20 protein-coding genes and 1 pseudogene are annotated in these 21,715 nt (G+C 56.1%); 5 read left to right on the top strand and 16 right to left on the bottom strand.

Annotated features, from left to right (window positions below; translation table 11 throughout):
* Positions 1-30: 30 nt before the first annotated feature.
* Positions 31-1,056 carry a LacI family DNA-binding transcriptional regulator gene (locus GOV38_RS12450; RefSeq protein ID WP_171210086.1) on the top strand — a complete coding sequence of 342 codons (1,026 nt, stop codon included), beginning with the start codon at positions 31-33 and terminating at the stop codon, positions 1,054-1,056.
* Positions 1,057-1,204: 148 nt separating this feature from the next.
* Here the strand turns inward: GOV38_RS12450 and GOV38_RS12445 are convergent, their stop codons facing one another.
* The 4 genes from GOV38_RS12445 to GOV38_RS12430 form a co-directional block, all read right to left on the bottom strand.
* Positions 1,205-2,182: a LuxR C-terminal-related transcriptional regulator gene (locus GOV38_RS12445; RefSeq protein WP_171210087.1), complete on the bottom strand. Its 978-nt coding sequence runs from the start codon at positions 2,180-2,182 to the stop codon at positions 1,205-1,207.
* Positions 2,179-2,400, bottom strand: coding sequence for a hypothetical protein (locus GOV38_RS12440; protein WP_171210088.1), 222 nt, complete (start codon positions 2,398-2,400; stop codon positions 2,179-2,181). Before GOV38_RS12440 ends, GOV38_RS12445 begins: the two co-directional genes overlap by 4 nt.
* A 119-nt stretch (positions 2,401-2,519) precedes the next feature.
* Entirely contained in the window at positions 2,520-2,738 is a 219-nt protein-coding gene (locus GOV38_RS22585; protein WP_174838916.1) for an SEC-C metal-binding domain-containing protein, read from the bottom strand.
* 565 nt (positions 2,739-3,303) lie between these two features.
* Positions 3,304-3,771: a cupin domain-containing protein gene (locus GOV38_RS12430; RefSeq protein WP_171128453.1), complete on the bottom strand. Its 468-nt coding sequence runs from the start codon at positions 3,769-3,771 to the stop codon at positions 3,304-3,306.
* Positions 3,772-3,867: 96 nt separating this feature from the next.
* Between GOV38_RS12430 and GOV38_RS22480 the strand changes: the two genes are divergently transcribed.
* Positions 3,868-4,803 (top strand): LysR family transcriptional regulator, encoded by a 936-nt coding sequence (locus GOV38_RS22480; protein WP_171210089.1) that lies wholly within the window; start codon positions 3,868-3,870, stop codon positions 4,801-4,803.
* A gap of 124 nt (positions 4,804-4,927) precedes the next feature.
* Here the strand turns inward: GOV38_RS22480 and tcuB are convergent, their stop codons facing one another.
* From tcuB to GOV38_RS12385, 8 genes are all read right to left on the bottom strand, one after another.
* Positions 4,928-6,007 (bottom strand): tricarballylate utilization 4Fe-4S protein TcuB, encoded by a 1,080-nt coding sequence (gene tcuB, locus GOV38_RS12420; RefSeq protein ID WP_171210090.1) that lies wholly within the window; start codon positions 6,005-6,007, stop codon positions 4,928-4,930.
* On the bottom strand, positions 5,997-7,391 hold the full coding sequence (gene tcuA, locus GOV38_RS12415) for an FAD-dependent tricarballylate dehydrogenase TcuA (RefSeq protein ID WP_171210091.1): 1,395 nt from the start codon (positions 7,389-7,391) through the stop codon (positions 5,997-5,999). The genes tcuB and tcuA overlap by 11 nt, the downstream gene beginning before the upstream one ends.
* An 11-nt stretch (positions 7,392-7,402) precedes the next feature.
* Entirely contained in the window at positions 7,403-8,086 is a 684-nt protein-coding gene (locus GOV38_RS12410; protein WP_254430654.1) for a GntR family transcriptional regulator, read from the bottom strand.
* 348 nt (positions 8,087-8,434) lie between these two features.
* A complete protein-coding gene (locus tag GOV38_RS12405) occupies positions 8,435-9,415 on the bottom strand; it encodes a D-2-hydroxyacid dehydrogenase family protein (RefSeq protein WP_171210092.1) in 981 nt (326 codons plus the stop codon).
* Positions 9,412-9,648, bottom strand: a complete 237-nt coding sequence (locus GOV38_RS12400; protein WP_171127980.1) for a hypothetical protein — start codon at positions 9,646-9,648, stop codon at positions 9,412-9,414. The genes GOV38_RS12405 and GOV38_RS12400 overlap by 4 nt, the downstream gene beginning before the upstream one ends.
* A gap of 51 nt (positions 9,649-9,699) precedes the next feature.
* A complete protein-coding gene (locus GOV38_RS12395) occupies positions 9,700-10,788 on the bottom strand; it encodes a 4-oxalomesaconate tautomerase (RefSeq protein ID WP_171210093.1) in 1,089 nt (362 codons plus the stop codon).
* Positions 10,789-10,798: 10 nt separating this feature from the next.
* Positions 10,799-12,829: a tripartite tricarboxylate transporter permease gene (locus GOV38_RS12390; protein ID WP_171210094.1), complete on the bottom strand. Its 2,031-nt coding sequence runs from the start codon at positions 12,827-12,829 to the stop codon at positions 10,799-10,801.
* Positions 12,830-12,905: 76 nt separating this feature from the next.
* A complete protein-coding gene (locus GOV38_RS12385; RefSeq protein ID WP_171210095.1) occupies positions 12,906-13,994 on the bottom strand; it encodes a tricarboxylate transporter in 1,089 nt (362 codons plus the stop codon).
* Between the two features lie 139 nt (positions 13,995-14,133).
* On the opposite strand from GOV38_RS12385, the gene GOV38_RS12380 reads away from it, so the two are divergent.
* A complete protein-coding gene (locus GOV38_RS12380; protein ID WP_171128441.1) occupies positions 14,134-14,802 on the top strand; it encodes a response regulator transcription factor in 669 nt (222 codons plus the stop codon).
* A 53-nt stretch (positions 14,803-14,855) separates the two neighbouring features.
* Entirely contained in the window at positions 14,856-16,166 is a 1,311-nt protein-coding gene (locus GOV38_RS12375) for a sensor histidine kinase (RefSeq protein WP_371808542.1), read from the top strand.
* 64 nt (positions 16,167-16,230) lie between these two features.
* Here GOV38_RS12375 and GOV38_RS22325 read toward each other — a convergent pair.
* The 3 genes and pseudogenes from GOV38_RS22325 to GOV38_RS12365 all read right to left on the bottom strand — a co-directional run.
* Positions 16,231-16,386: pseudogene (locus GOV38_RS22325) on the bottom strand (IS6 family transposase); the annotation flags it as partial.
* 123 nt (positions 16,387-16,509) lie between these two features.
* Entirely contained in the window at positions 16,510-17,844 is a 1,335-nt protein-coding gene (locus GOV38_RS12370; protein ID WP_171210096.1) for an adenylate/guanylate cyclase domain-containing protein, read from the bottom strand.
* A gap of 294 nt (positions 17,845-18,138) precedes the next feature.
* Positions 18,139-19,125 (bottom strand): aldo/keto reductase, encoded by a 987-nt coding sequence (locus GOV38_RS12365; protein WP_171210097.1) that lies wholly within the window; start codon positions 19,123-19,125, stop codon positions 18,139-18,141.
* A gap of 81 nt (positions 19,126-19,206) precedes the next feature.
* Between GOV38_RS12365 and GOV38_RS12360 the strand changes: the two genes are divergently transcribed.
* Positions 19,207-20,034: a LysR family transcriptional regulator gene (locus tag GOV38_RS12360; RefSeq protein ID WP_171210098.1), complete on the top strand. Its 828-nt coding sequence runs from the start codon at positions 19,207-19,209 to the stop codon at positions 20,032-20,034.
* Between the two features lie 17 nt (positions 20,035-20,051).
* On the opposite strand, the gene GOV38_RS12355 is transcribed toward GOV38_RS12360, so the two are convergent.
* Positions 20,052-21,419, bottom strand: coding sequence for a dipeptidase (locus tag GOV38_RS12355; protein WP_171210099.1), 1,368 nt, complete (start codon positions 21,417-21,419; stop codon positions 20,052-20,054).
* Positions 21,420-21,715: the final 296 nt, after the last annotated feature.

Raw genomic sequence — 21,715 nt, 5'->3', positions numbered from 1 at the left:
AAGCCCGCCAAACGGACATGAATCCTCTCGATGAAAAAAACCCCAGAGCCCAAAAAACGCGCAAATCTCAGAGATGTGGCTAAAGCTGCTGGCGTATCTGTCGCCACAGTCTCGCGGGTTTTGAACGAACCGGCTGTCGTAAAGAAAGACACTTTGGAAAAAGTTCAGACCGCCATTGCGGATCTGAAATTTGTACCAAGTGCCGCCGCTCGTGCGATCAATTCAGGCCGTACCCGGTTTGTCGGAGCATTGGTTCCCACTCTGGACAATGCAATCTTTGCCCGGTTTCTCGCCGCGTTAGAGCGCAAACTGTCAGACCACCAATTATCTCTGATCGTGGCGACCACCGAGGCAGATCTGGACATCGAAGCCGAAAAAGCCAAAAGCCTAGTGGATATCGGCGCAGAAGGCTTGATCGTCACAGGAGTCACGCACAGCCCTGCATTTCACGATCTGATCGAACGCACCATGATGCCAACGATCATTACGTCATTCTTTGATCCTGAAAACCCGCTGCCGACGATCGGATACGACAACGCGGCGGCGGCACAACTTGCATTACAGCATCTTAACGATCTGGGTCATCGTAACATAGCGGTCGTACATGGCCCCGTTCATAACAATGACCGCACGCGTGCCCGTCTTGCCGGTCTCAAAGACTTTCCGTTCACCGGAGAGCTTACAACCTTCGAAACCGAGATCAGTCACCAAGGCGGTGCTGACGTAGCACATCAGCTGAGCAATCTTGACACGAAGCCGGACGCTATTTTGTGCCTGTCCGACGTTGTTGCGCTGGGTATTTTGCTTGGCTTTCAAGCCCAAGAAATCGCTGTACCGGATCAGATTTCCATGGTGGGTGTTGACGATCTTCCAACGTCGTCTGTGTCAGTTCCGCCCCTTACCAGCGTACATTTACCGGTTTCTCAAATGGGAGAACGCGTCGCAGACGCGCTGGCACATTGGATCACGGCACAACAGCCGCCAGAACCAGAAAGACTCGATGCATATATTGTCGTCAGGAATTCCACAAAAAGTGCTGACAAAAGCTCAACTTAAGCGAGATCATCTCATCTTATCAGACGGAAACGCGCCGTCTCGGCGATCGCACTGAACACCACGCAACGGTTGCATTGCAAGGTTTGCGGTTACCGGAAAACCAATTGCTCGTGCCAACAGCTGCTTAGAAAACCAGATCGGCAGAGCCCTATACTTCGCGACGTACGGCGGTAAGCAGCATTCTCACCAATGCGGACTGCGATCGGACACCAATTTTGTCATATATTCTTTGCAGGTGCGTTTTCGCAGTGTTTGGACTTATACCCAGAATTTCGGCAGCCGTTGAGATATCAGCACCTGCCATAAGCTTTAGGGCCAGTTTTTCCTGTGTATCCGATAAGCCATAGGCTTCAGCAGCAGCCGCAACTTGGCTATTCAGCCGCTCTTCGTCGTCAAATGCAATGAAAAATCTGCCGTCGCGCAGCAGAGCCCAGCAGACATGTGCAACGCCAGCATCGTCTTGTCCGAGTGGAACAATGCGGCTTAGAGCTTCCTCGCGCAAACCGGGTGTGAGATGACTTCTGATCTCATAAAGCCAATTCAGCGCCCCCAGAAGCAACATTCGCGCCTCGTCGTCGATTGCACAGAGTTTCCGCCCTTTCTTACTGAGCATCGGATGGAGCGGCAGTCGCTTTTTTGCACTTTCGTTCATCCAGATCATTTCGCCAGACCTATCGACCTCAATCAGGGGCGCATTTTCATAATTCGCTCTTATTTGGGTGCTTACCAAGCAACTGATTTTCCAAACCCCATCGACCTTTTGCAGAATCTTGAGCTCATGATATCGGCGCAAGGTTCCATCAGCGTTGCTGGACATATCGCTGTTCTGGTCATAGCTGACCCAGGCCATCTCTGGGCTGATCACCATATTCAGGTTTTCGCGTTCGAACGCTTTCGGCGGACTCCATTTAACAGGTTCCAAAAAAATGCGTCTCATTTGCTCTTTGATTTCGCCCCCTTTCACCAAAGTGACGCCTGTAGCGACATGGGTTTGGACGCGACGTGTCTGAGGACCATCAAGCCAACAGGATTGCCAGGCGTCATAGTCACGTTGGAGATAAGCTTCGGTCTCGGCTTCTATGACGGCGAGGACGGCGTCGCGATCTTCATTCGTTCCTTGCGTCATGATCGGGTGGTAAACTTTGCTCGTTGTGGATGTTGTGCAATGCTGATGGAGCGGTGGCGTTTAAATACCCATTTAATCATCAATCGTGCTTTCTCTTGCAGCCTACTGATAAATTCCAATCTGGCCATTTTGGTATAATAAGCGTCTTCATCCCCAAAGTCATAACTCGTCTGATGTTTTTGACTGAGCGCGACTATTCCAATTGATTGCAAATCCATGCTGGGCTCCGAACTCTCGTTAACGCCTGAGCAGAAGAGTAAGGGGGTTGAGCCCAATCAGCTGTCATACACGCGGATGACAGGTGTACATTTTGCAAGAAAACAAGAAGAAAGCCGCCTCAGCCGCTCGCTGAGGATCTGGGATTTTGTTGTTGCGAAACTGTCGAGCGCCGGATTAACGGCGCTCTCTGAAAGTAATAATCCCGACGACTGCCGTCGAACCTGCCGCTCTTCAGACAGCAGCGTTTGTAGCGCCTCCCCGAGCCGCAAGGGCAAGGATCGTTACGTCCGAGTTTCTGTTGGAGTTCTACATCGCCCGCGCACCTTTTGAACGCCAGTTTTGACGCGTGTCTCCGATGGGAAAGACTTGCGACGCTTAGATATGACCTCGAAAGGAGGCGTGGTCTTCGGGTTTGATGAGATTGGCCATGATACCCTCCATCATTTGGTTTTGCCGTGAAGGCGCATCTACAGCCTCAAGCCTGAACCTCAAAGAGTTTTCGCTACGATCGACCGTTTTGTACGGGTCGCTTTTTCGAAAAGTTCGGCTTCACCCTCATCAGACCGGCCCTTCGCGCAGCCGCAGCCAGGGCCCGCGCGGATCGCGATCTGTGAGTTCAATGGCAAAAGGTGCAATGCGTTGCGCGAATGGCCCTCGGGGAGCGCAGCATAGGTTCAAAGCCATCCCTCATGACGCTGTACAGACAGCCCACAACCGCCGTTCACCAGCCCACCCGGATGCTGCAAAAGCGGCCCACAAAACGGACAATCCTTCGGCGCACAGATTTGATAAAGTTATAAAAAGACACTCAAGCACCAAGCCAACCCACGCATGCCTTTGGATCAAGTAGGCGGGACCTGCTCGCATCCCGCCAACTCTGTTCCAACGTTTAGGTTTTGGCGCTATGCCGGTTCTCCAGCCGGTGCCACGAACGTCATGCCCACCTCGCTTGCGATGGACAGAACCGAGGTCAGGTCCGGCTCGCCAGGTTCGGGCAGCTCGGTCTGGCCTTCCGGCAGCGGCTGACCCACACCGGTGAAGAACCGGTCGTGCATGTGACCCGGCGCGTTGATTATCAACAGGCGGGCCGGTTTGTCGCCGACGGCCTGGAATGCGTGTACAGCTCCATCGGGGATTGCGATGTGGTCGCCTGGGCCCGCGAGGATGTCCTTGCCATCGACCGAGAAGCCAATCTGACCGTCAAGGACGAAGAAAGACTCGGTCTCACCGGCGTGGTGGTTCGGCGGCGCCCCTGCGCCGACCGGAACAAGGCATTCAACGAGGCAAAACTTGTCCATCGTTTCCGACGGGAACGCATGAAATTTCATAAGTATGTTCAGAACATTGTAAGTGCGCGGACGATCCAGCATTTAGTGCTCCTCCTGCGGCAGATCGTTAGAACTGATCAAAGGGTAGGCGCATCTTATCAATCTGTGAAATCGATTAATTATATGATATAAATTCACATGGCCAATTTATCTAGTTTTGACCTGAACCTTCTGCGCGTTCTAAATGCGCTGCTAATCGAGATGTCGACCGTCAAGGCAGGTGAGCGTTTGGGCCTCTCACAACCGGCGGTATCCGGCGCGCTGAAACGGCTGCGGCTGTCTCTTGGCGATGAGCTGTTTTTTCGGAACGGGCAGAAACTTGAACCAACCGCGCACGCCCTATCGTTAAGAGAGCCTCTGCAAGAGATCCTGAGCCGCGTTGAAACACTCATATCCGCGAAAGACGCCTTTGATCCTGCAACTGCGGCGCACAGGTTCCGGATATCAGGAAGCGATTTCTTCGCAGAGATGCTCATGCCGGCGCTCGCCGAATATTTGACGGTGCATGCACCTAGGATCAGCGTTCATCTTGTCGATCTTGTGCCAGATAATCGTGTCAACGCCTTTGCAGACATTGAGGTGGATTTCGCGTTGCTCCCCGAAACGCCGTTGCCTGACTGGGCGGAAGCGCAAGAGATGTTTGCTTCTTCGTTCTCCGTCATTGCGCGTAAGGATCAACCAAAGGCAGTTGAAAGAGGGCTTGTACATGGCGATACCCTGCCGCTCGATCTTTTTTGCGAGCTAGGGCACGTTCTGTTTTCGACGACGGGCACTCCGAATGGTCTTGGGGATGAGGCGCTTGCGCGCGTCGGACGTCGGCGCAATGTGGTGATGACACTTCCCGTATTTTCTGGTGTTTACCGCGCGGTCGCTGGGTCCGACCTCATCGCCTTGCTTCCATCGGCTTTGGCGCATCGCGTTGCCGAATCCGCCGGTCTGAACGTGTTTGCCCCACCGATCTCGGTAGACCCCGCCCGTTTGAGCCTGGTCTGGCACCGGCGGGTTTCAGACAGCGTGCCACATCAATGGTTGAGAGAACGGATCGCTCAGATATTGCACCCCCTCAATGCATGAAGAGCGCGCACAACGGCCCGCTCCGGACATTGACGGCCACTCGAGGTGCTTTAACGCAGAGTTCTTCAAAACCATCGTTGGTCCCATTGCATCTTCTTTCTGCTCGCAAAGGCGCAACGGGCTGTTAAAGGACTGCGGACGCATATCTTTTCCTCTGCGCATCCCTAACAAGTGCAGCTAGCCGATAGAACCCATGAGCCATTTTTGTGTAAGGCATCAGCAGGAAAAAGGTCAGAACCGATCCGAGGTGAATGGCCAATAGCGCAGGCATCAGTGGCGTTGCTCCGAGGGCATAAAGAACCAGCCCGCTGAACCCAACAAACCCGAGCAACAGGATAAAGCCGATATCCCCACCCCATGCCGACGGATCGCCGAGGTCTCGGTCTGACTTTAGCTTGAGCAGCGCCATCGCACCGCACCCTACTGTCAGCAAAATACCTCCGGAGATTCCGAACAGTTTCGGCAGCGACCAGAACCCATACGGCGCGTGCAATCCGAAGACATAGTGCAGGACGGTCGCCACCGAGGTCGACGCAAAGCACAACAGGAACCCATACATGATGGCGTGGTGGATGTGGCGTCGGCCCTGACTGAACCGGTCTTCGTCCTCAAAGTTGCAGCCTTCGCCATGGCCTGCTGCCAAATCCTGCATCTTGCCCGCGCGTTTGAGCGCAGCCGTCAGATCAGACATCTGGATCGGCTTGCCCTCCACCTCGGCCCAGTAGCGCCGAAGGCTGATGGCAATGCTGAACAGAGGCAGCAAGAACGCGGGTGCGAAGATCGCAACCATCGCGTTGTGCGACAGGACGGCGTAGAACCCCTCGCCTCCACTGGAACCGATGGCTCGGATGGCCCAGAACAACAGGGCAAATCCGATCACAAGTGCCAACGCGATCGCGCCGCCATGGGTGTGGAACCGGCGCGCTATCGGCTGCGGCCACGCAAAGCTTTCCCAGCTATCGCGCCGCACTTCGGCCAGCGACTTGGGCAGATTCAGATCGAACTCATGTGGGGCGGTGTACTGACAGGCGTAATAACATCCCCGGCAGTTGTGGCATAGGTTGGCCAATTGCGTGATGTCTCCGTCCGAGAACGCCCGTTTCGAATGAAGCGACGGAAAGACCGAACAATATCCCTCGCAATAACGGCAAGCGTTGCAGATCTCGGCCTGACGGCGGGCTTCCTGAATTAGATCAGTTTGCATAAGCGGCGGCCTCACGTCCTGCGATGCGTCCAAACACGGTTCCGATGGTCATTCCGAAACCGGCCAGATAACCCTGCCCAAGGATCGAACCGGCCATGGTCTCGCCTGCGGCCCACAGGTTTTTGATCTTTCCATTTTGGGTCGAGCACTGGGCCTGAGCGTCGACCTTCAACCCAAGATAGGTAAAGGTCACACCGGTGCGCAGTGAATAGCCATAGAACGGTGGTTCGATAATTGGGCGCGCCCAGTTGGTCTTGGGAGGTGTCAGGCCCGAGGTCGCGACCCCGTCCAGCTCGGTCGGATGAAACCCGCTGGTGTCACCGCAAGCGGCGTTGAATTCGCTGATCGTCGCTTTCAATTTGTTTGCAGGCAGGTCCATCAACCCGGCCAATTCCTCCAAAGTGTCCGCCCTTAGCGGGGGGAATACGGACGGCATGAACAGATTCAGCGACTTGGCGTCGATGATCACATAACCTACCTGATCCGGCTGCGCCGCGACCAGTCGCCCCCAGATCGCGTAGCGTTTAGGCCAGACATCCTCGCCTTCGTCATAGAACCGCTGGGCATCCTTGTTCACGACGATGGAAAACGGCACGCAGTCCAGACGCGTGACGATGCCGCCGTCGTATTTCGGCGCACGGCCGTCAATAGCAACAGCGTGGCATTGGGTCGGGTCACCGACACTATCGACGCCTTGGTCCAACAGATCGGCCAGCACGACGCCCCTGTTGTAAGGTGTGCCGCGTATCAGGAAATTTTTGGCTGGTTCACCCCAGGCCCGCGTGAGCCAATCCGTATCCGCCTGAAACCCGCCGGAGGCAACGATGACGGCCTTGGGTGTAATGCGATGGGACTGACCTTCGTAGGTGTAATCGACCCAATCGATCCGATCACCATTCAGCTCCAAATGAGTGACCGCGGCTTCATACAGCACGTCAGCGCCCAGCCCAGCCGCCGTCCGATAATACGCGTTTACCAGAGACTTACCGCCCCCCATAAAGAACGCATTGGTCCGCGCCAATGACAAAGTTCCCGACAAAGACGGCTGAAACCGAACCCCGCGCTCTTCCATCCAGGGCAAGCATTCCTCCGAGGTACGGATTGCAAGGCGGGCAAGATACTCGTCGGTTTTACCACCAGTGACTTTCAGCAGATCCGAGAGATATTCGTCTTCGCCATACTCCTCGATCAGAGGACCCAGGGGAGATTTGTGCATGCAGCGAAAATTACGCGTGTGGCGCGAGTTTCCACCGCGATAAGGTTTTGGCGCCGTTTCAAGTATCAGAACGCGGGCGCCTGACTCGGCAGCGGTCATCGCGGCGCAAAGGGCCGCGTTCCCGCCCCCAATCACAGCGATATCGTAAGCTTCCTTTGGGGTGGCCATATCCTGTTTACCTACTGGCTTTCTTCGATTGAACGGTCGCGGTCCTGCAATGCGCGGATTCGCATCCGCTGCGCAGCCTGAATATGCGCCCGCATCTCTGTTTCGGCCGCTGCGCCGTCGCGGTTCTTCAAAGCGGCCATGATGCGCCGATGTTCCGCCACCGCTGCCTCAGCCCGGTCGCCATCCAGCAACTGAGACGGTCCGAGGATCAACAGCGCCTTTTGCAAGGACAGCATGGATTTCGCGAGAAACCTGTTCTTAGCCGCGTCCAGAAGCGTTGCGTGAAAGACCCTGTTGATTTGCGCCGCGTCCGCACCCGTACCTGCCTCTGCCAGCCGGTCATTCAGAACCTCGAGCTCATCCAGCTCGACATCCGACGCCGCGCGGGCTGCCAGACGGGCCGCCGTCCCTTCAAGCACCGCGCGCATCTCATAAAGTTCCATAACCTCGGCGTAATCCAGACTGCGCACAGTCGCGCCTTGCCGCGGAATATGCGTGACCAACCCGTCGGCCTCCAATTGCCGGATCGCTTCGCGCACCGGGGTACGGCTGACGCCCAACCGTTCCGAAAGCTCAATTTCACGCAGCCGGTCACTGGGCAGAAGAGTGCCTTCGCGAATCTCGTCCAGCAGGCGCTGATACGCAGAATTGCCTTGCGGGCCGGGGTGTTGCAGGTCGTTTTGAAAGGTCATCATGCTCGCGTTTCTTTCATTGCGTCCACTTGTATACATTTGGATACATTTCGAGTCAACCGCATCGGAACCACCCCTTGCCCACTAAGTTGATCGCATCGCCACTTTGGAAAAAGCGGATTGCAGCCTTCAGCCTTGCGGTGCTGGGCACTGGAGTCTTTTGGGTACTGAACCTGCCGTTGCATTTCTTGTTCGGCACGATGGGCGTCTGCCTTTTTGCAGCCTTCGCGCCCGGCGGGCGGAGAGATGACGGTTCTGGCTATCGTCTCGAGCGCAGATTTGAGCTTTGCAATAACCCATCATCTGACAAGGATCGCGTTGGTGATCATCGGTGAGCCCATCGCCAAATTTCTATCCTGCGATGGTCCAAACCTCGGGGTTGATCATGTGGATCGGAGCACCTTTGGCAAAGGCGTTCACCTGATCGAAAATATCCGCGAATTGAAGGTCGAACTCATCCTCGGTGACGAAGCCGATATGCGGTGTCGCGATCAGGTTTGGATGCGACAACAAAGGATCGGTCGGATCGGTCAAAGGCTCGGTATCGAAAACATCAATCGCCGCTTTGCCCGGGCGACCGTCGTTCAGCGCCGCCAGCAAAGCACCCGGCACGATCAGCCCGGCCCGCGAGGTGTTCACAAACAACGCCCCCGGCTGCATCTGTGCGAAATCCGATGCGGTAATAATCCCGCTCGTGTTCGGTTTCAGGCGCACATGGACTGAAACGACATCGCTGTCACCAAAGAACGCCTCTCGGCTGTGCGCGACCTGCACTCCATCCGCCTGCGCACGTGCCCGGCCTTCCTCAGACGACCACCAAACAACATTCATCCCGAACGCCTCGGCATAGCCCGCAACCGCGCGAGCAATCCGGCCATAGCCATAGAGCCCCAGTTGACGGCCCCGTAGCGTCTTGCCCACGCCTGCTTGCCAGTGCCCTGCTTTGACCGAGGCCATTTGTGCGGGCAAGTCGCGCATCCCAACCATGACCAACGCCCAAGTCAGTTCTGCTGCGGCATAAGACGGCGTCCCGCCATGCATATTCGAACACAGCAGTACTCCGTTGTCCGAGCATGCCTGCACATCGACATGCGGGTATACGCTACGTTGACTGATCAATTTCAGGTTTGGGAGTTTTTCGATCAAGTCACGGGTGATGTTGGTGCGTTCGCGAAACAGCACAAGCGCCTCAGCTCTCTGCAAGCGCGCGGCCAATTGGTCGGTATCCTCGACATGATCTGTCCAGACCTTCACGTCATGGCCGGATAGCTTTCCAAAACAGGGCAAGCCCTGCAGTGTATCAAACCAGTCATCAAGAATGTGGACCTTCATCGGCTTTCTATTCCCTGCTCGGTGGTCAGTTTTCTTGGGGTCGGAACAAAATGACGTGTGTCGAGAGCGGCAAGCGCATTGCGGACCCGTTCGCTTTGATCCAGCAGATGGTTGAACTGCTCATCGCAGCCAGCAATCGGTGTCGGGTAGTCCGCGATGTCGCGCCGCAGGGCCGACTGCGCCAACCTGAGTTCCTGACGCGCGATATCGAGGCATTCGGAATAGTTGTCCATCGTGGCATCTCCATATTGTATACCAAAGTATACAATATGATCATCACCACTTCAACTGCCGTTCCACACAGATTTCGGTACATAAACATGTCCATCGGCCAACTTGCGCGCGGTTCGCACCAAACCTGCTGCATTGACGGTGAACCCGTCATCGCAGGAGAGATCCACCAGCACGTCGATTTTGCCCGAGGCGTGTTCCAACACGACCTCAGCCGGGCTTGTCGTGGGTCGATCCAGCAATCCATCTGCAACTGTGCCGGGTGTCAAAGCGCAAGACGCCATGCATTGCGCGCCGGTGACCGCCATGGTCGGGTGGGTTTTCCACGGCATGAAATACCGCACTGCAAGCGTTCCACCCTCTCTGGCCGGCGCGACGAGGCCGAATTTGGGGGTAACCGATTTGGACACATCCCCCATACCCATCCGCTGCCCTGCTTCGATCCGAACGGTCTCCATCTGGTCAAAGAACACGCGGTTTGCGTCCAACTCCTCGGCGCTTTCATAGCCCGTCAACCCGAAGTCGGCGGCGCGGGCAATAGCCATCGGCATGGCGACATCCATGCAGGTGAGTTCGATGCCCTGAACTGTATCGCGCAGGTTATCCGTGGGTAGGAACGCTCCAGTAGCCGAGCCCACCACACCCATAAAACTCAGCTGCACCGGAGCAGAATGACCGGGCACGCCCGCGATCTCTGCATCGCCCTCGTAAGTCAATTCGCCCCCGGGCGTATTCACTTTGGCGACAACCCGAGCTCCGGTGTTAACAGCCCGGATGCGAATTTCGGTTTCATCGCCCTGCGGCTGGAACAAACCCATTTCGATTGCAGCAGGAGCAACACCAGAAAGGATATTGCCGCAAGTGGGTTTGAAATCGACCAGTTTGTCCTCGACCGAGACCTGCGCGAAGAAATAGTCGATATCGGCCCAATCATCCTCACTGACTGACAGCATCGCGACCTTGGTGGTCACTGCCGCGCCTCCGCCGATGCCATCGATATTTAGCGACTGCCCGGAACCAAGGGCGGCGATCAGCACCTCGGCCAGCGTCTCCAAATCCTCGGGTAAATCCGAGCGGCGGAAATACGGGCCCTTCGAGGTGCCGCCGCGCATGAAAATGTAAGGAATTGCGGTTTGGGTCATTTTGAACTCCTCACTTCAACGGCCAGGGCAGGCTGACCATGTCCTGCAACAGACCCGGTGGGAAATCGCGGTTGAGAGCGCCCGCCATCAGGCACATGAACCCGATGCCGCAGGCCGTCAGGATCAGCGTCATCTGCCAGCTTGCCCCGGCACGGATGCGGAAAAACGCGATCAGGAAACCCAGCAGCGCAAGGATGAAACCCACCACCCAGGTTGCCGCAATCAGGCTGGCGAACCACCCCAGTGTGGACCAAAGTCCGTGAGGTGCAGTTGCGTCCTCACCAGCGATTTCCTTGTCGGCAAAGATCGCGTCGCCCTCGGGCCGCCGCATCATCTGGATTAACAGGATCACACAGCAAAACAGCGAGACGCTGCCGATCACTAGCGGGATGATCTTATCGGTCGTATTGTAGTCGGGGATCATGTTGGCGTTGACCAAAGCAACAATCAGATAGGCCATGATCACCAGCAGGAAGATCAGAGGCGCGCGCTTTGTACCCGCCTGAACGTCACCTTCAGCCATGATCATCTTGGCCTGTCGGATGCCCAGAATAACCGAGACGACTGTGACCACGATCAGGACGATGACGATGGGGCTGAAGACGTATTCCATGCCTTCACCAAAACTCTTGCGGAACCGGAACGAGGCGATCTGGAAGGCTTGGTTGGTGAATTTCTCGACCGGGTTCGACAATACGAAGCCAATCAGAAAGGCCGGGCGCGACCAGTCGAAACGGCGCAGGAAGATGCCGATCAGGCCAATCACGAACAGGGCCAGCAGGTCTTCGAAGTTCTGGCCGGACTGGAAGGCGGCGAAGCTGATCAGCATGAATAGGAACGGGGCCAGATAGGTAAAGCGGATCGTGGTCAGCTTGGCGATGCCGCCCGAAGCTGCGATGCACAGGATGGTGCCTACGACATTGGCAAGCGCGAGCAGCCAAACGATCGAATAGGTGATGTCGAGATTGTCCTTAAGCATGCTCGGACCGACCTCGATATCACCCGACCCTAACAGCGCCACCGCGCCGATGAAGATCGCCATCGAACCCGAGCCGGGAATACCAAACAGCAGGGTCGGAACTAGTCCACCACCTTCTTTGGCGTTGTTTGAGCTTTCCGGGCCGATGACCCCGCGCACTTCACCTTTTCCGAAATTGCTTTTGTCTTTTGTGGATTGAACCGAATGACCGTAAGCGATCCAGTCGACCACTGACCCTCCAAGGCCCGGAATGACACCGACAACTACGCCGATGATAGAACAACGGACCGAAAGCCAGATGTTGGCGAACCAGTCTTTGACCCCGTCCAGCCAACCGGCCCCCAGAGATGCCCCTTTGGCGATCGAACGATCTTGCCGCAGCAGTGAGACGATTTCGGGAACGGCGAAGATACCCAGTCCCACGATGACCAGTTTCAGACCATCTGTCAGATACGGAATGTCATAAGTCGCCATGCGCAGCGAGCCGCCCGCGTCGGCCTCGCCAATCGTGCCGACCATCAGGCCCAAACCGGCAGCTGCGACGCCCTTCAGCGGGATGCGTCCCGCCAGAATGGCGACCATAGACAAACCGAGGATTGTGATCATCAGCATCTCGGGCAAGCCGAAGGCCAAAACGATAGGCCGCGCGATCAGGATGAACATGGTCAGGAAGGTTGCGCCGACCAGCCCACCGAACAGGGACGAGGAGAAGGCTGCCGACAGGGCCCGCGCAGCCTCGCCCTTTTTCGCCATGGGGAAGCCGTCCAGCACGGTTGCTTGCGACGCAGAACTACCGGGAATGCCCATCAGAACTGATGCGAAAGTGTCAGAGGTCGGAACCACCGCAACCATCCCGATCATCAGGGCCAGACCCAGGATCGGATCCATACCGAACATGAAAGGGAGCAACAGCGACAGGCCGGCAATGCCTCCGAGACCCGGGAAAACGCCCACTGCCAGCCCCATAACGACGCCAAGAACGAGATAGCCCAGAACGATAGGTTGAAGGATCAAACCCCACGCATCACCAAGCGCAGGTAGAGCTGTGGCGAAAACCTCCATAGCGGCCGCCTTTCATAAATTGTCTTGGAAGTAGAAAAGTGCGCGCCCTTCATTGGGCGCGCGACTAGGTGTCGGCTTAGTTTAGCTCGACACCGTAGGCCTCTTTCAGCCAATTCAGGACATATTGCTTGGCATCATCGTCCACGCTGGTCGCTGTTTGCAGTGCAGCTTTCGAGCCGTCGCCGACGAATACCGGATACTTGCCTACGCGTTTGGACGAAATGTCCGCAAAGTCTCCACGCTCAGTTACGGCCTGGAACGCTGCGGTGTATGCGTCGACCACCTCTTGTGGTGTGTCTCTGGGCAGGAATGCCAGCTTCTGAACCGGGAAACCCGCCACGAAGAAGGCTTTCCATGCATCCCAAGCTTCACCGCTCGTTTCGCATCCATCGGTGGCCTCGCAGACCTCTTTAAAGGTCGGAATGTCCGGAAAGGTCGGGTCACGAACGATATTGCCATCAGCATCCAATGCGCCCCAAGTCATCATGGGAACGGCCTGACCGGCTTCGACCAGCGGGACCGAACCACCCAGATAGCCCGAGGACGTCTGGTAATCGATATTGGCTTCGCCACGTTCAAACATCAGCCGACCATCCCCGCGGCCTTTGATCCCAAATACCGGTTCCACATTCATACCCAACATCTGCCAGGCCAGCAGAGGTACAAGGTCCAAACGGGTTGCACCCTGCGAGCCGTAGATGAAATTGGTGTCCTTCAACGCATTTGCAGAGCCGTCGAACTTGGCTCCGTCCTCGGCGTTCAGATAAGCAACACCACCCGTTCCGGATGCCATGACCGGAATCCAATCGTTGTATTCATAGCGTACGCGAGGATCGCTCAGCAGATACGGGAACTGAGTAGACCCGGACGTGCCAAACAACAGGGTACCGTCATCATGGCTTTGTTCCTGAAACCAGTTCGCGCCTTTGGTTGATCCAGCGCCCGGCATGAACTTGACTACCACAGTCGGCTGACCGGGCAATGCCTCGGATAGCAGTGGCGCGAAGAAATTGGCCCATTTAGCCGACCCGCCCGTTTCCGAGAACGGAATGACCCATTCGATGGTCTTGCCCGAGAAATCGACCTCGGCAGCGGCAGGTGCAGCGAGTCCGGCAGCGGCGATCAGCCCCACGACGGCACGACGAGTGAAGTTGGAAATGGCCATTGGTTCCTCCCTGTTGACCAGACAACCACGTCGGCGCCCTCCGCGCCACCGTGATTGCAATTAGAACTGCGGGGTTGATTCCCCCTCCCATCTGGCAATCATGGGGCGCCAACCTTGCGCGAAACTTGCAGGAGCCCGAATGCGGATCGTCATCGTCGAGGATAATGAGACCCTTGCGAACGCTATTGCCTATCGCCTGCGGGATCGGGGCCATGCCGCTGACGTGCTGACAGATGGTGGCGCGGCCGATTTGTATTTGGAGCAAGAAGGCGCAGACCTGATCGTTCTGGACATCAACCTGCCGGGTCGGTCAGGGCTTGAGATCCTGCGGTCTTTGCGCAACCGGGGTGACAGCGCACCCGTCATCTTGCTGACCGCACGCACCGAGACGAGCGACCGCGTTTCGGGTCTTGATATGGGTGCCGACGATTACTTGGTGAAACCCTTCGAGATGGATGAACTTGAGGCCCGTATCCGCGCGCTATCCCGCCGCAAACAACTGAACTACGGCACGCGAGAAACCATCGGAGACCTCGAGTTCGACCGCACCGCCCGGCAGGTTAGCGCGAAGGGTCAAGTGCTCGATGTGCCGCGACGGGAGATGGCTGTGCTTGAATGTCTGTTGGAACGACGCGGCAGGATCGTCCCCAAAGGTCAGTTGACCGACTATGTCTACGGCGTCGGAGCCGATGTCGACGATTCAGCTGTCGAACCACATGTCTCGAGACTGCGGAAGCGCCTTCAGAGTTTTGGCCTCCGGATCAAGACGGCCCGTGGCCTCGGATATCTGCTTGAGGTGGAAAAGTGATCCGGCACGGTTCGCTCAGGCTTCGGCTCTTCATTCTAATCCTGACGCCACTGGTGTTACTCGCAATCCTGCTTGGATACTGGCGCTACACGGTCGCTCAACAAACGGCACAGGAGCTTTTTGACGACAGCCTGTTGTCCGCTGGCCTGGCCATTTCGCGCGATGTAGCGGTGTCAGAGGGCGATGCTCTTTCGCCGACTACACGCAGCCTGATCCGCGATGCATCGGGCGGAGAGATTTTTTATCACGTGACCGGACCCGGTGGAATTTACGTCACTGGGTATGCATATCCTCCGGCCGCTGCAAACCCGTCTGACCAAGACGCGTACCAACCGCAGTTTTTCGAAGCAGTTTATCGGGATGAGTCGGTGCGTGTCCTGAAAATGACCGAGCGGGTCACACTCGATAACCTCGTGGGCGATGCGACGGTAACAGCTTGGCAGCGCGTTGCAGACCGCAACGCTTTTGCCAACGAACTGTCGATCCGCGCCGCGATCTTGATGGGCATCCTGCTGGCCACACTTTCTGTAGTCGTGTGGTTCGGGGTCGCACGTGGTCTGCGGCCCTTGCTGGATTTGCAGGATGCGATCGACCTACGCTCACCCGACGACCTCAGCGAGATCAAACGCCCGGTTCCAGTCGAGGTTTTTGGCATTGTTCAGACCTTGAACCGGCTGTTTGGACAGGTCGAGCAAAGCATCAACGCCCATCAAGTGTTTATCTCAGAAGCCGCGCATCAACTGCGAAATCCGGCGGCAGCGGTTCAATCCATGGCCGAGGCGTTGCGAGACGCAAAAACGGATGAAGACAAGGACAAACGGATTATCGAGCTTGTGGCTGCAGCGAAAAACTCCGCCACGGTAGCCGAGCAGCTTTTGTCTTTGGAGCGGTTACGGCAGCCCACGCATCAGGATCAGATGGACAAGATTGATTTCCGTGCGGTTGTAGAAGAGGCCTGCGCTGACATGGGCGTTCATATCCTCGCAAAAGGGATCGAATTTGAAGTCACAATGCCAGAACCAACAGTCTGGGTGTCCGGAGATCCGGTTTTTTTGGCAGAGGCTATTAAAAACCTTCTGGACAACGCAGTTAAGCACGGCGGCGCCGAACTCAGCCGAATTTCTGTAGTGCTGCGCTACGACGAAGGGTGGGTCAAACTAACTGTATCCGATGACGGAACCGGCCTTTCACCCGACCAAAGCGAAGCCGTGTTCGGTCGATTTTCGCAGCTGGAGTATTCCGAAGGTAGCGGTTTAGGGTTGTCGATTGTCTTAGCTGTAGCGAAGCGCCACGGGGGAATGGTCTCAATCAACCAAGTCGAAAACGGCGCTAGTGTTACGCTTGAGCTTCCCATTGCGCCATAGTTCGTTTCTAAGGTGCTGCCAGACGAATTCGAACATGTCTCTGGTGGGCAAGTGATACTGCCCCTTATCCCGCGCCAAGTTCAAGCCGCTCGGCGAGAGCGGCGCTGCGTTTCTGCTTGAAGATGTCGCTGCTGGTGAGCGAACCTTCCTGATTGCAGTGGTTGTAGACCGAGGAATGGACGGTGGCGAATTTCTGTAAACTTCGCATGGGCCTGAGGCGACCCGCATAGCCGACATTCGCCGCGACCGTAAAGTTCTAGGGATTGCGAAGGGTAGTAACAAACGACAACGTCGCCGCTCGCTACGACGCTGGCTTCTTCGAAAATTTACAAAACACGAGTGTCTAGAGATGAACGGAATAGATCGACCACTTCTCGGAAAACCCCTTGAGCCTATGCTCTCCCTCATCCCTTAGAGTATGGCCTGAACCGGCAACAAGGTCCCGCACGGTTCGGGAGACAAGCAATTGATCCGCTCCTGCCAGTGCTGAAACGCGGGCGGCCAGATGGACAGCCACACCTGCTATTTCCTCGCCACGCAGTTCACACTCTCCTGTATGCAAGCCACAGCGAACAGAAAGCCCCAAACCACGAGCTATGGTAACGATTTTCTTTCCGCATGATATACCCCTTCCAGGACCGTCAAAGGTTACCAGCAGTCCGTCGCCGGTTCCCTTTACTAGCCGACCATTATGCTCAGTGATGGCCCGAGCACACAATTGGTCATGTTGGTTGAGCAGGTCTTTCCACGCGGCATCACCGAATCGATGGGCTAGATCCGTAGAACCAACAATATCGGTAAACAAAATCGTCGCCAAAACGCGTTCACTCGGAGGGCTGGGTTTCTCACCGGTGACAAAAGCCTGAATTTCGTCAAGGATCGCGTCAGAGTCTCCAACCCACGGAAAATGATCGTCACCGGGCAGCTCCCTGAACTGGGCGCCTGAGATCCGATCTGCAATCCAACGCCCTTCTTCTACATTCGCATCTCGATCACCACTGCGGTGCAACACGAGAGTTGGCACGTGGATGGCGGGGAGCACATTGGTCAAGTCTATCTCGGTATTCATCTTGAGCAGCGTTACAGCCGCACCGGGACTGGCGCTTCGCCTTAGGTAGGCGCACGTTCGTCGCATAAAAGCCTCATCATTGGCCTTGCTGGGCGCATAATGCTCCAGGTCCATCAGGTTACCCCACTCTCGTTCGACGAACTCGTAGTCTTTTTGACGTTCTTCCGGAGTGGGTGCCCAGGGATAGTCCGGGCTCCAAATGCGCTTGCCGAATGCGCCAAACATAATCAGCCCGGCCGTGCGTTCAGGGTGTGACGCGGCCAAGAAAGCCGCCAGGTTGCCACCTTCTGAAAACCCGATCAGCGCGGCGCGCGAAGAATTAGCTGCATCCATAACCGCAAGCAGATCGTCAGCGCGTTCTTCAAGCGTAGGCAGTTGATCGTTCGAAACCCGGTCTGACAGACCAGTTCCCCGCTTGTCAAAAATGATCAATCTCGCAAAAGACGCAATTCGGGACAGGAAACGGTTAAGTGTCGGCTCTTCCCAGCAAAGCTCTACATGAGAAACCCAACCGGGCACATAGACTACATCTAAATCGCCGTCACCGACCACCTGGTAAGCTATGTAAGTGTCCCCGCTTTTGGCGTACTTGGTTTCTACTGGGTTCATCTCAGTCTAGCGCCCTGCAGTTCGAAAAGGTTGATCCAACATATATACAGACATTGCGTCCGAGAAATTGAGTTTCTTGTCAGCAAATTTGGAGGAACAATCTAGTTTGCCAAAACTTCCGCATTGGGCTCTATGCCGTCGATCGCCGGTCTACGTATTCGTGAAGCGGCGCTCTGCCCTGCCAAATCTCTCACAGCCCTTTGCAGTTCTTGATGGGAAAAAGGGAATGCCGCGTTCGCAACCGTTGTTGCCGACATTCGCTGCAGGTGCAAAGTTTTGATACTGTTCTTCAAGCTACCTAGGGCGGTCTGGTTCGTCGGGGTTGCGAGCAATCAAGTTTTCAATCTCGTTCATCGCTTCAACCGGCAAGGCACCAAAAGTCAGTGCGCCTGAAATGCCCTCAATTTGTTTTTCCGTCCGCGCGCCTGGAATCGGTACGTATGTCTCTGATTGGCCCCATATCCACCCGAGAGCGCCCTGCACGAGCGTCCGACCATCTGTTGTCAGTAGATCCCGAACCGCTTCGAGTTTTCGCATGAAATCAGGGTTTACCCTTCCACCGGTATAGTACTCCATCCAGTTTTCGCCGGATGCGCGCACGTCATTTCGAGACATAACGCTATTTCGATCATACTTGCCGGTGAGCAACCCCATCGCAAGAGGCGAGCGGATAAGGGACAAAAGCCCCTCCTTTTTGACAACCTGTTGCATGCGAGGTGCGTCGAAAAAGACGTTCATCACGTATTCGACCGCCCTGAAATTCTCCCTGGATGAGACGGCCAGTGCGCTTTGGGAATAATCTGTGCTCCAACCGTAGGCACGTAGTTTCCCGGCTTCTTTCAATTGCTCCAGCCTGTCAAACACAGCTTCGGCCTGGGCAACTGGCATATCGTTTACATGCAACAGCAAAAGATCGATCCGATCACGTTCTAGCCTCGACAGACACCCATCGACGGCAGGGCCAACCTGATCCGCAGTGAAAGGGTCAAACGATATCTGCTTGCTTGCCTCATCGATCCCAACTCCGATCTTTGTTACAATTAGGGCGTCGGGCCGATGCTTTAGCGCCTTGCCCAACAAACGTTCCGAATGTCCGGCACCATAGGCAGCGGCGGTGTCAAACAATGTGATCCCACCATCCAATGCAGCGTGGATCGTGCGAATTGAAGTTCCGTCATCTGATCGTGTGTATCCAAGCGACTGTTCGCCCCAATACATCTTGCCGCCGATCGGCCAGCATCCCATGCCTAGGGGTGCGATTTCGGTTTCGAGAAAGTTCATCTGTGGGCCTCCTGACTGATCCTCAGGAAAAAACGTCATCACAGCCTTTTCATCAACAACACAGAATGCAATCTTCGTTTCATGAATGAATGTAACTTTGACTGGGATAACCTGCGTCTTTTCCTTGCGGTTGCTCGAGCGGGCGGTCTTGGGCCAGCTGCCGAACAGACAGGCAAGAGCGCACCCACCTTGGGCCGGCGCATGATAGAGTTGGAGCGCAACCTGGGAAGCGAGCTGTTTCACCGCAAACCGCGAGGGTATGACCTGACCGAAGATGGGTTAGCGCTGTTGAAAAAGGTCGAAAGCATCGAAGCACGTGTCGTACCTGTCACCGAAAGCAGCCTCGCCAGCGCGCCGCCTTTGGTCAAAATCTCGGCCGGGACCTGGGTGACAAGGGTTTTGATCGGCGCGGTCGGAAGGCTTACCGAGTCGATGCCGGTTCGGCTGCGGTTCATCTCGTCAGAAGAGGTGTTGAAGATCGGACACCGGGAGGCCGCGATCGGCATTCGAAACCACCGGCCAGAGGAGATCGGCCTGGCAGGTCGCAAGATCGGGCGGGTTCGGTTTGCAGTCTATGCCGCGGATGAAAGCGTTTCGACCTGGGCACGGGTCATGTCAAACACACCTTCGGCCAGATGGTTGAAGGCGCATTCGCAAAAAGACAATGCCATCGAAGTGACTGCACCGCACAACGCGCTGGAGCTTGCAAATGCAGGGCTGGCCAAGGCGGTTCTGCCCACCTTTATCGGAAACACGCAGCCGGGCCTTAAACCAGTGTCACCTTTGATTGATGATCTGGAACATGATCAGTGGCTGGTCACGCATCATGAAGACCGGTTTCTTGCAGAGGTGCGGCATGTCATTGACCGCACCTACGCAGTGATGTCGGAAGCCTGTGAAACGGAGTAGAACGAGGCCGCAGTTACCTATTCACCCAACCGTTCCATTAACCGTGCGTAGGCTGTTTGGCCGCGTCGGAATGTCGGCAGACGGAAGAACTCTTCCGGGGCGTGTTGGTTTTCATCCTCATGTCCGAAAGCAAACATGACGGCATGCAAACCCAGCTCGTCCAACAGGGTCGACATCACAGGAATCGAACCACCGACACGGGTTTTGTACGCGGGTTTGCCGTATACCTCTTCGAGAACCTGTCCCGCGATCGCGGTTGCGTTGTGACCTGCCGGCACAAGAAACGGGTCCGCGCGCCCGGGGTTGCGCGATACCTGAGCGGTCACGCCAGGCGGGCAGTGAGCTTCGACATGGGCTGAGATCAGGTCGAATATCTTTTCGGGGTTCTGATTGGCGACCAGTCGACACGTTATCTTGGCCGAAGCCAAAGCTGGCAAGACTGTCTTTGTGCCTTCGCCCTGCCAACCGCTGGTCAAACCGTTGACTTCAAGCGTTGGACGCGCCCAGAGATTTTCGCGCGTCGTGTATCCTGGCTCACCCAGCGTCGCCGGAGCGCCTGTCTGGGCCAGATAGGCTGCTTCGTCCCATGGCACCCGTGCAATTGCCGCGCGGTCTTCATCCGTCAACTCAACAACATCATCGTAGAAACCATCGACAGTGATCCGACCGTCAGGGGATTTCATGCTGGCCAGCAATTGGGCCAGCGCCATTGCCGGATTTGCGACCCCGCCGCCATGCATCCCTGAATGCAAATCCGACTTTGCACCCTGAACCGAAATCTCAAGCGAGGTGAGCCCTTTAAGACCCAGAACCAGTTGCGGCGTCTCGGTATCCCACTGGCTACCATCGGCGGAAAAGATCATATCAGCCTGAAGCCGGTCGAGATTTGCCTCGATAAAGGGTGGCAGGTCAGGAGAGCCGATCTCTTCCTGGCCTTCAAAGAAAAACCGCACATTGACGGGCAATTTCCCGGTCTCAGCCAACAAAGCCTCGACCGCAAGGATCGGAATAAACATCGCACCTTTGTCGTCAGTCGCCCCGCGCCCGTAGATCCGATCCCCGCGGATCGTCGGCTCGAACGGAGGCGAGGACCAGAGCTCGAACGGTTCAGCTGGTTGCACGTCAAAATGACCATAGATCAGGATTGTGGGCACATCGGACCCGGCATGCAGCCAATCGGCACAGACCACCGGATGGCCTGCCGTCTCCATCATCTGGACGTTTTCCATTCCCGCCGCGACCAAGCGATCAACGACCCACTGCCCGGCCTTCCGAACATCGCCTGCGTTCTCGGGTTTGGCTGAAACCGATGGAATACGAATGAATTCGCACAATTCTTCGATAAAGCGCGACTGGTGTGTGTCGAGATATTCGGACCAGTTCATTCCATGCCCTCTCTGATGTCGGCGCTTAACTTACGAATCGAAGCGTGGTCCGCAAGCCTGAGGTCAAAAACCTAATGCTCGTAACAAGCCAACATAGTCGAGCGATACGAGACCGGCCCGAAACAGTCATTGAACACTAAATCCGGACGTCGCAGCCGCTCGCGCATAGCAGACATTTGTCAGCGGCAATCGTGGAACTCAATTTGACAGGGCGCCACCTAAGACGAGGAGATCCAGCGATCTCAATCGAAACAACCAGAATCCGACAAATTTGCAGAAAACATCAGACATTCTAC

This window comes from Ruegeria sp. HKCCA5839 (assembly GCF_013035585.1).
Lineage (GTDB): Bacteria > Pseudomonadota > Alphaproteobacteria > Rhodobacterales > Rhodobacteraceae > Ruegeria.
The sequence above is the reverse complement of the archived record's forward strand: the minus strand, read 5'-3'. Positions and strand labels throughout refer to the sequence as shown.

Coding starts and splice junctions, on each gene's coding strand:
- GOV38_RS12450 (WP_171210086.1), top strand. CDS start 31: ATGAAAAAAACCCCAGAGCCCAAAAAACGCGCAAATCTCAGAGATGTG.
- GOV38_RS12445 (WP_171210087.1), bottom strand. CDS start 2,182: ATGACGCAAGGAACGAATGAAGATCGCGACGCCGTCCTCGCCGTCATA.
- GOV38_RS12440 (WP_171210088.1), bottom strand. CDS start 2,400: ATGGATTTGCAATCAATTGGAATAGTCGCGCTCAGTCAAAAACATCAG.
- GOV38_RS12430 (WP_171128453.1), bottom strand. CDS start 3,771: ATGCTGGATCGTCCGCGCACTTACAATGTTCTGAACATACTTATGAAA.
- GOV38_RS22480 (WP_171210089.1), top strand. CDS start 3,868: ATGGCCAATTTATCTAGTTTTGACCTGAACCTTCTGCGCGTTCTAAAT.
- tcuB (WP_171210090.1), bottom strand. CDS start 6,007: ATGCAAACTGATCTAATTCAGGAAGCCCGCCGTCAGGCCGAGATCTGC.
- tcuA (WP_171210091.1), bottom strand. CDS start 7,391: ATGGCCACCCCAAAGGAAGCTTACGATATCGCTGTGATTGGGGGCGGG.
- GOV38_RS12410 (WP_254430654.1), bottom strand. CDS start 8,086: ATGATGACCTTTCAAAACGACCTGCAACACCCCGGCCCGCAAGGCAAT.
- GOV38_RS12405 (WP_171210092.1), bottom strand. CDS start 9,415: ATGAAGGTCCACATTCTTGATGACTGGTTTGATACACTGCAGGGCTTG.
- GOV38_RS12400 (WP_171127980.1), bottom strand. CDS start 9,648: ATGGACAACTATTCCGAATGCCTCGATATCGCGCGTCAGGAACTCAGG.
- GOV38_RS12395 (WP_171210093.1), bottom strand. CDS start 10,788: ATGACCCAAACCGCAATTCCTTACATTTTCATGCGCGGCGGCACCTCG.
- GOV38_RS12390 (WP_171210094.1), bottom strand. CDS start 12,829: ATGGAGGTTTTCGCCACAGCTCTACCTGCGCTTGGTGATGCGTGGGGT.
- GOV38_RS12385 (WP_171210095.1), bottom strand. CDS start 13,994: ATGGCCATTTCCAACTTCACTCGTCGTGCCGTCGTGGGGCTGATCGCC.
- GOV38_RS12380 (WP_171128441.1), top strand. CDS start 14,134: ATGCGGATCGTCATCGTCGAGGATAATGAGACCCTTGCGAACGCTATT.
- GOV38_RS12370 (WP_171210096.1), bottom strand. CDS start 17,844: ATGAACCCAGTAGAAACCAAGTACGCCAAAAGCGGGGACACTTACATA.
- GOV38_RS12365 (WP_171210097.1), bottom strand. CDS start 19,125: ATGAACTTTCTCGAAACCGAAATCGCACCCCTAGGCATGGGATGCTGG.
- GOV38_RS12360 (WP_171210098.1), top strand. CDS start 19,207: ATGAATGAATGTAACTTTGACTGGGATAACCTGCGTCTTTTCCTTGCG.
- GOV38_RS12355 (WP_171210099.1), bottom strand. CDS start 21,419: ATGAACTGGTCCGAATATCTCGACACACACCAGTCGCGCTTTATCGAA.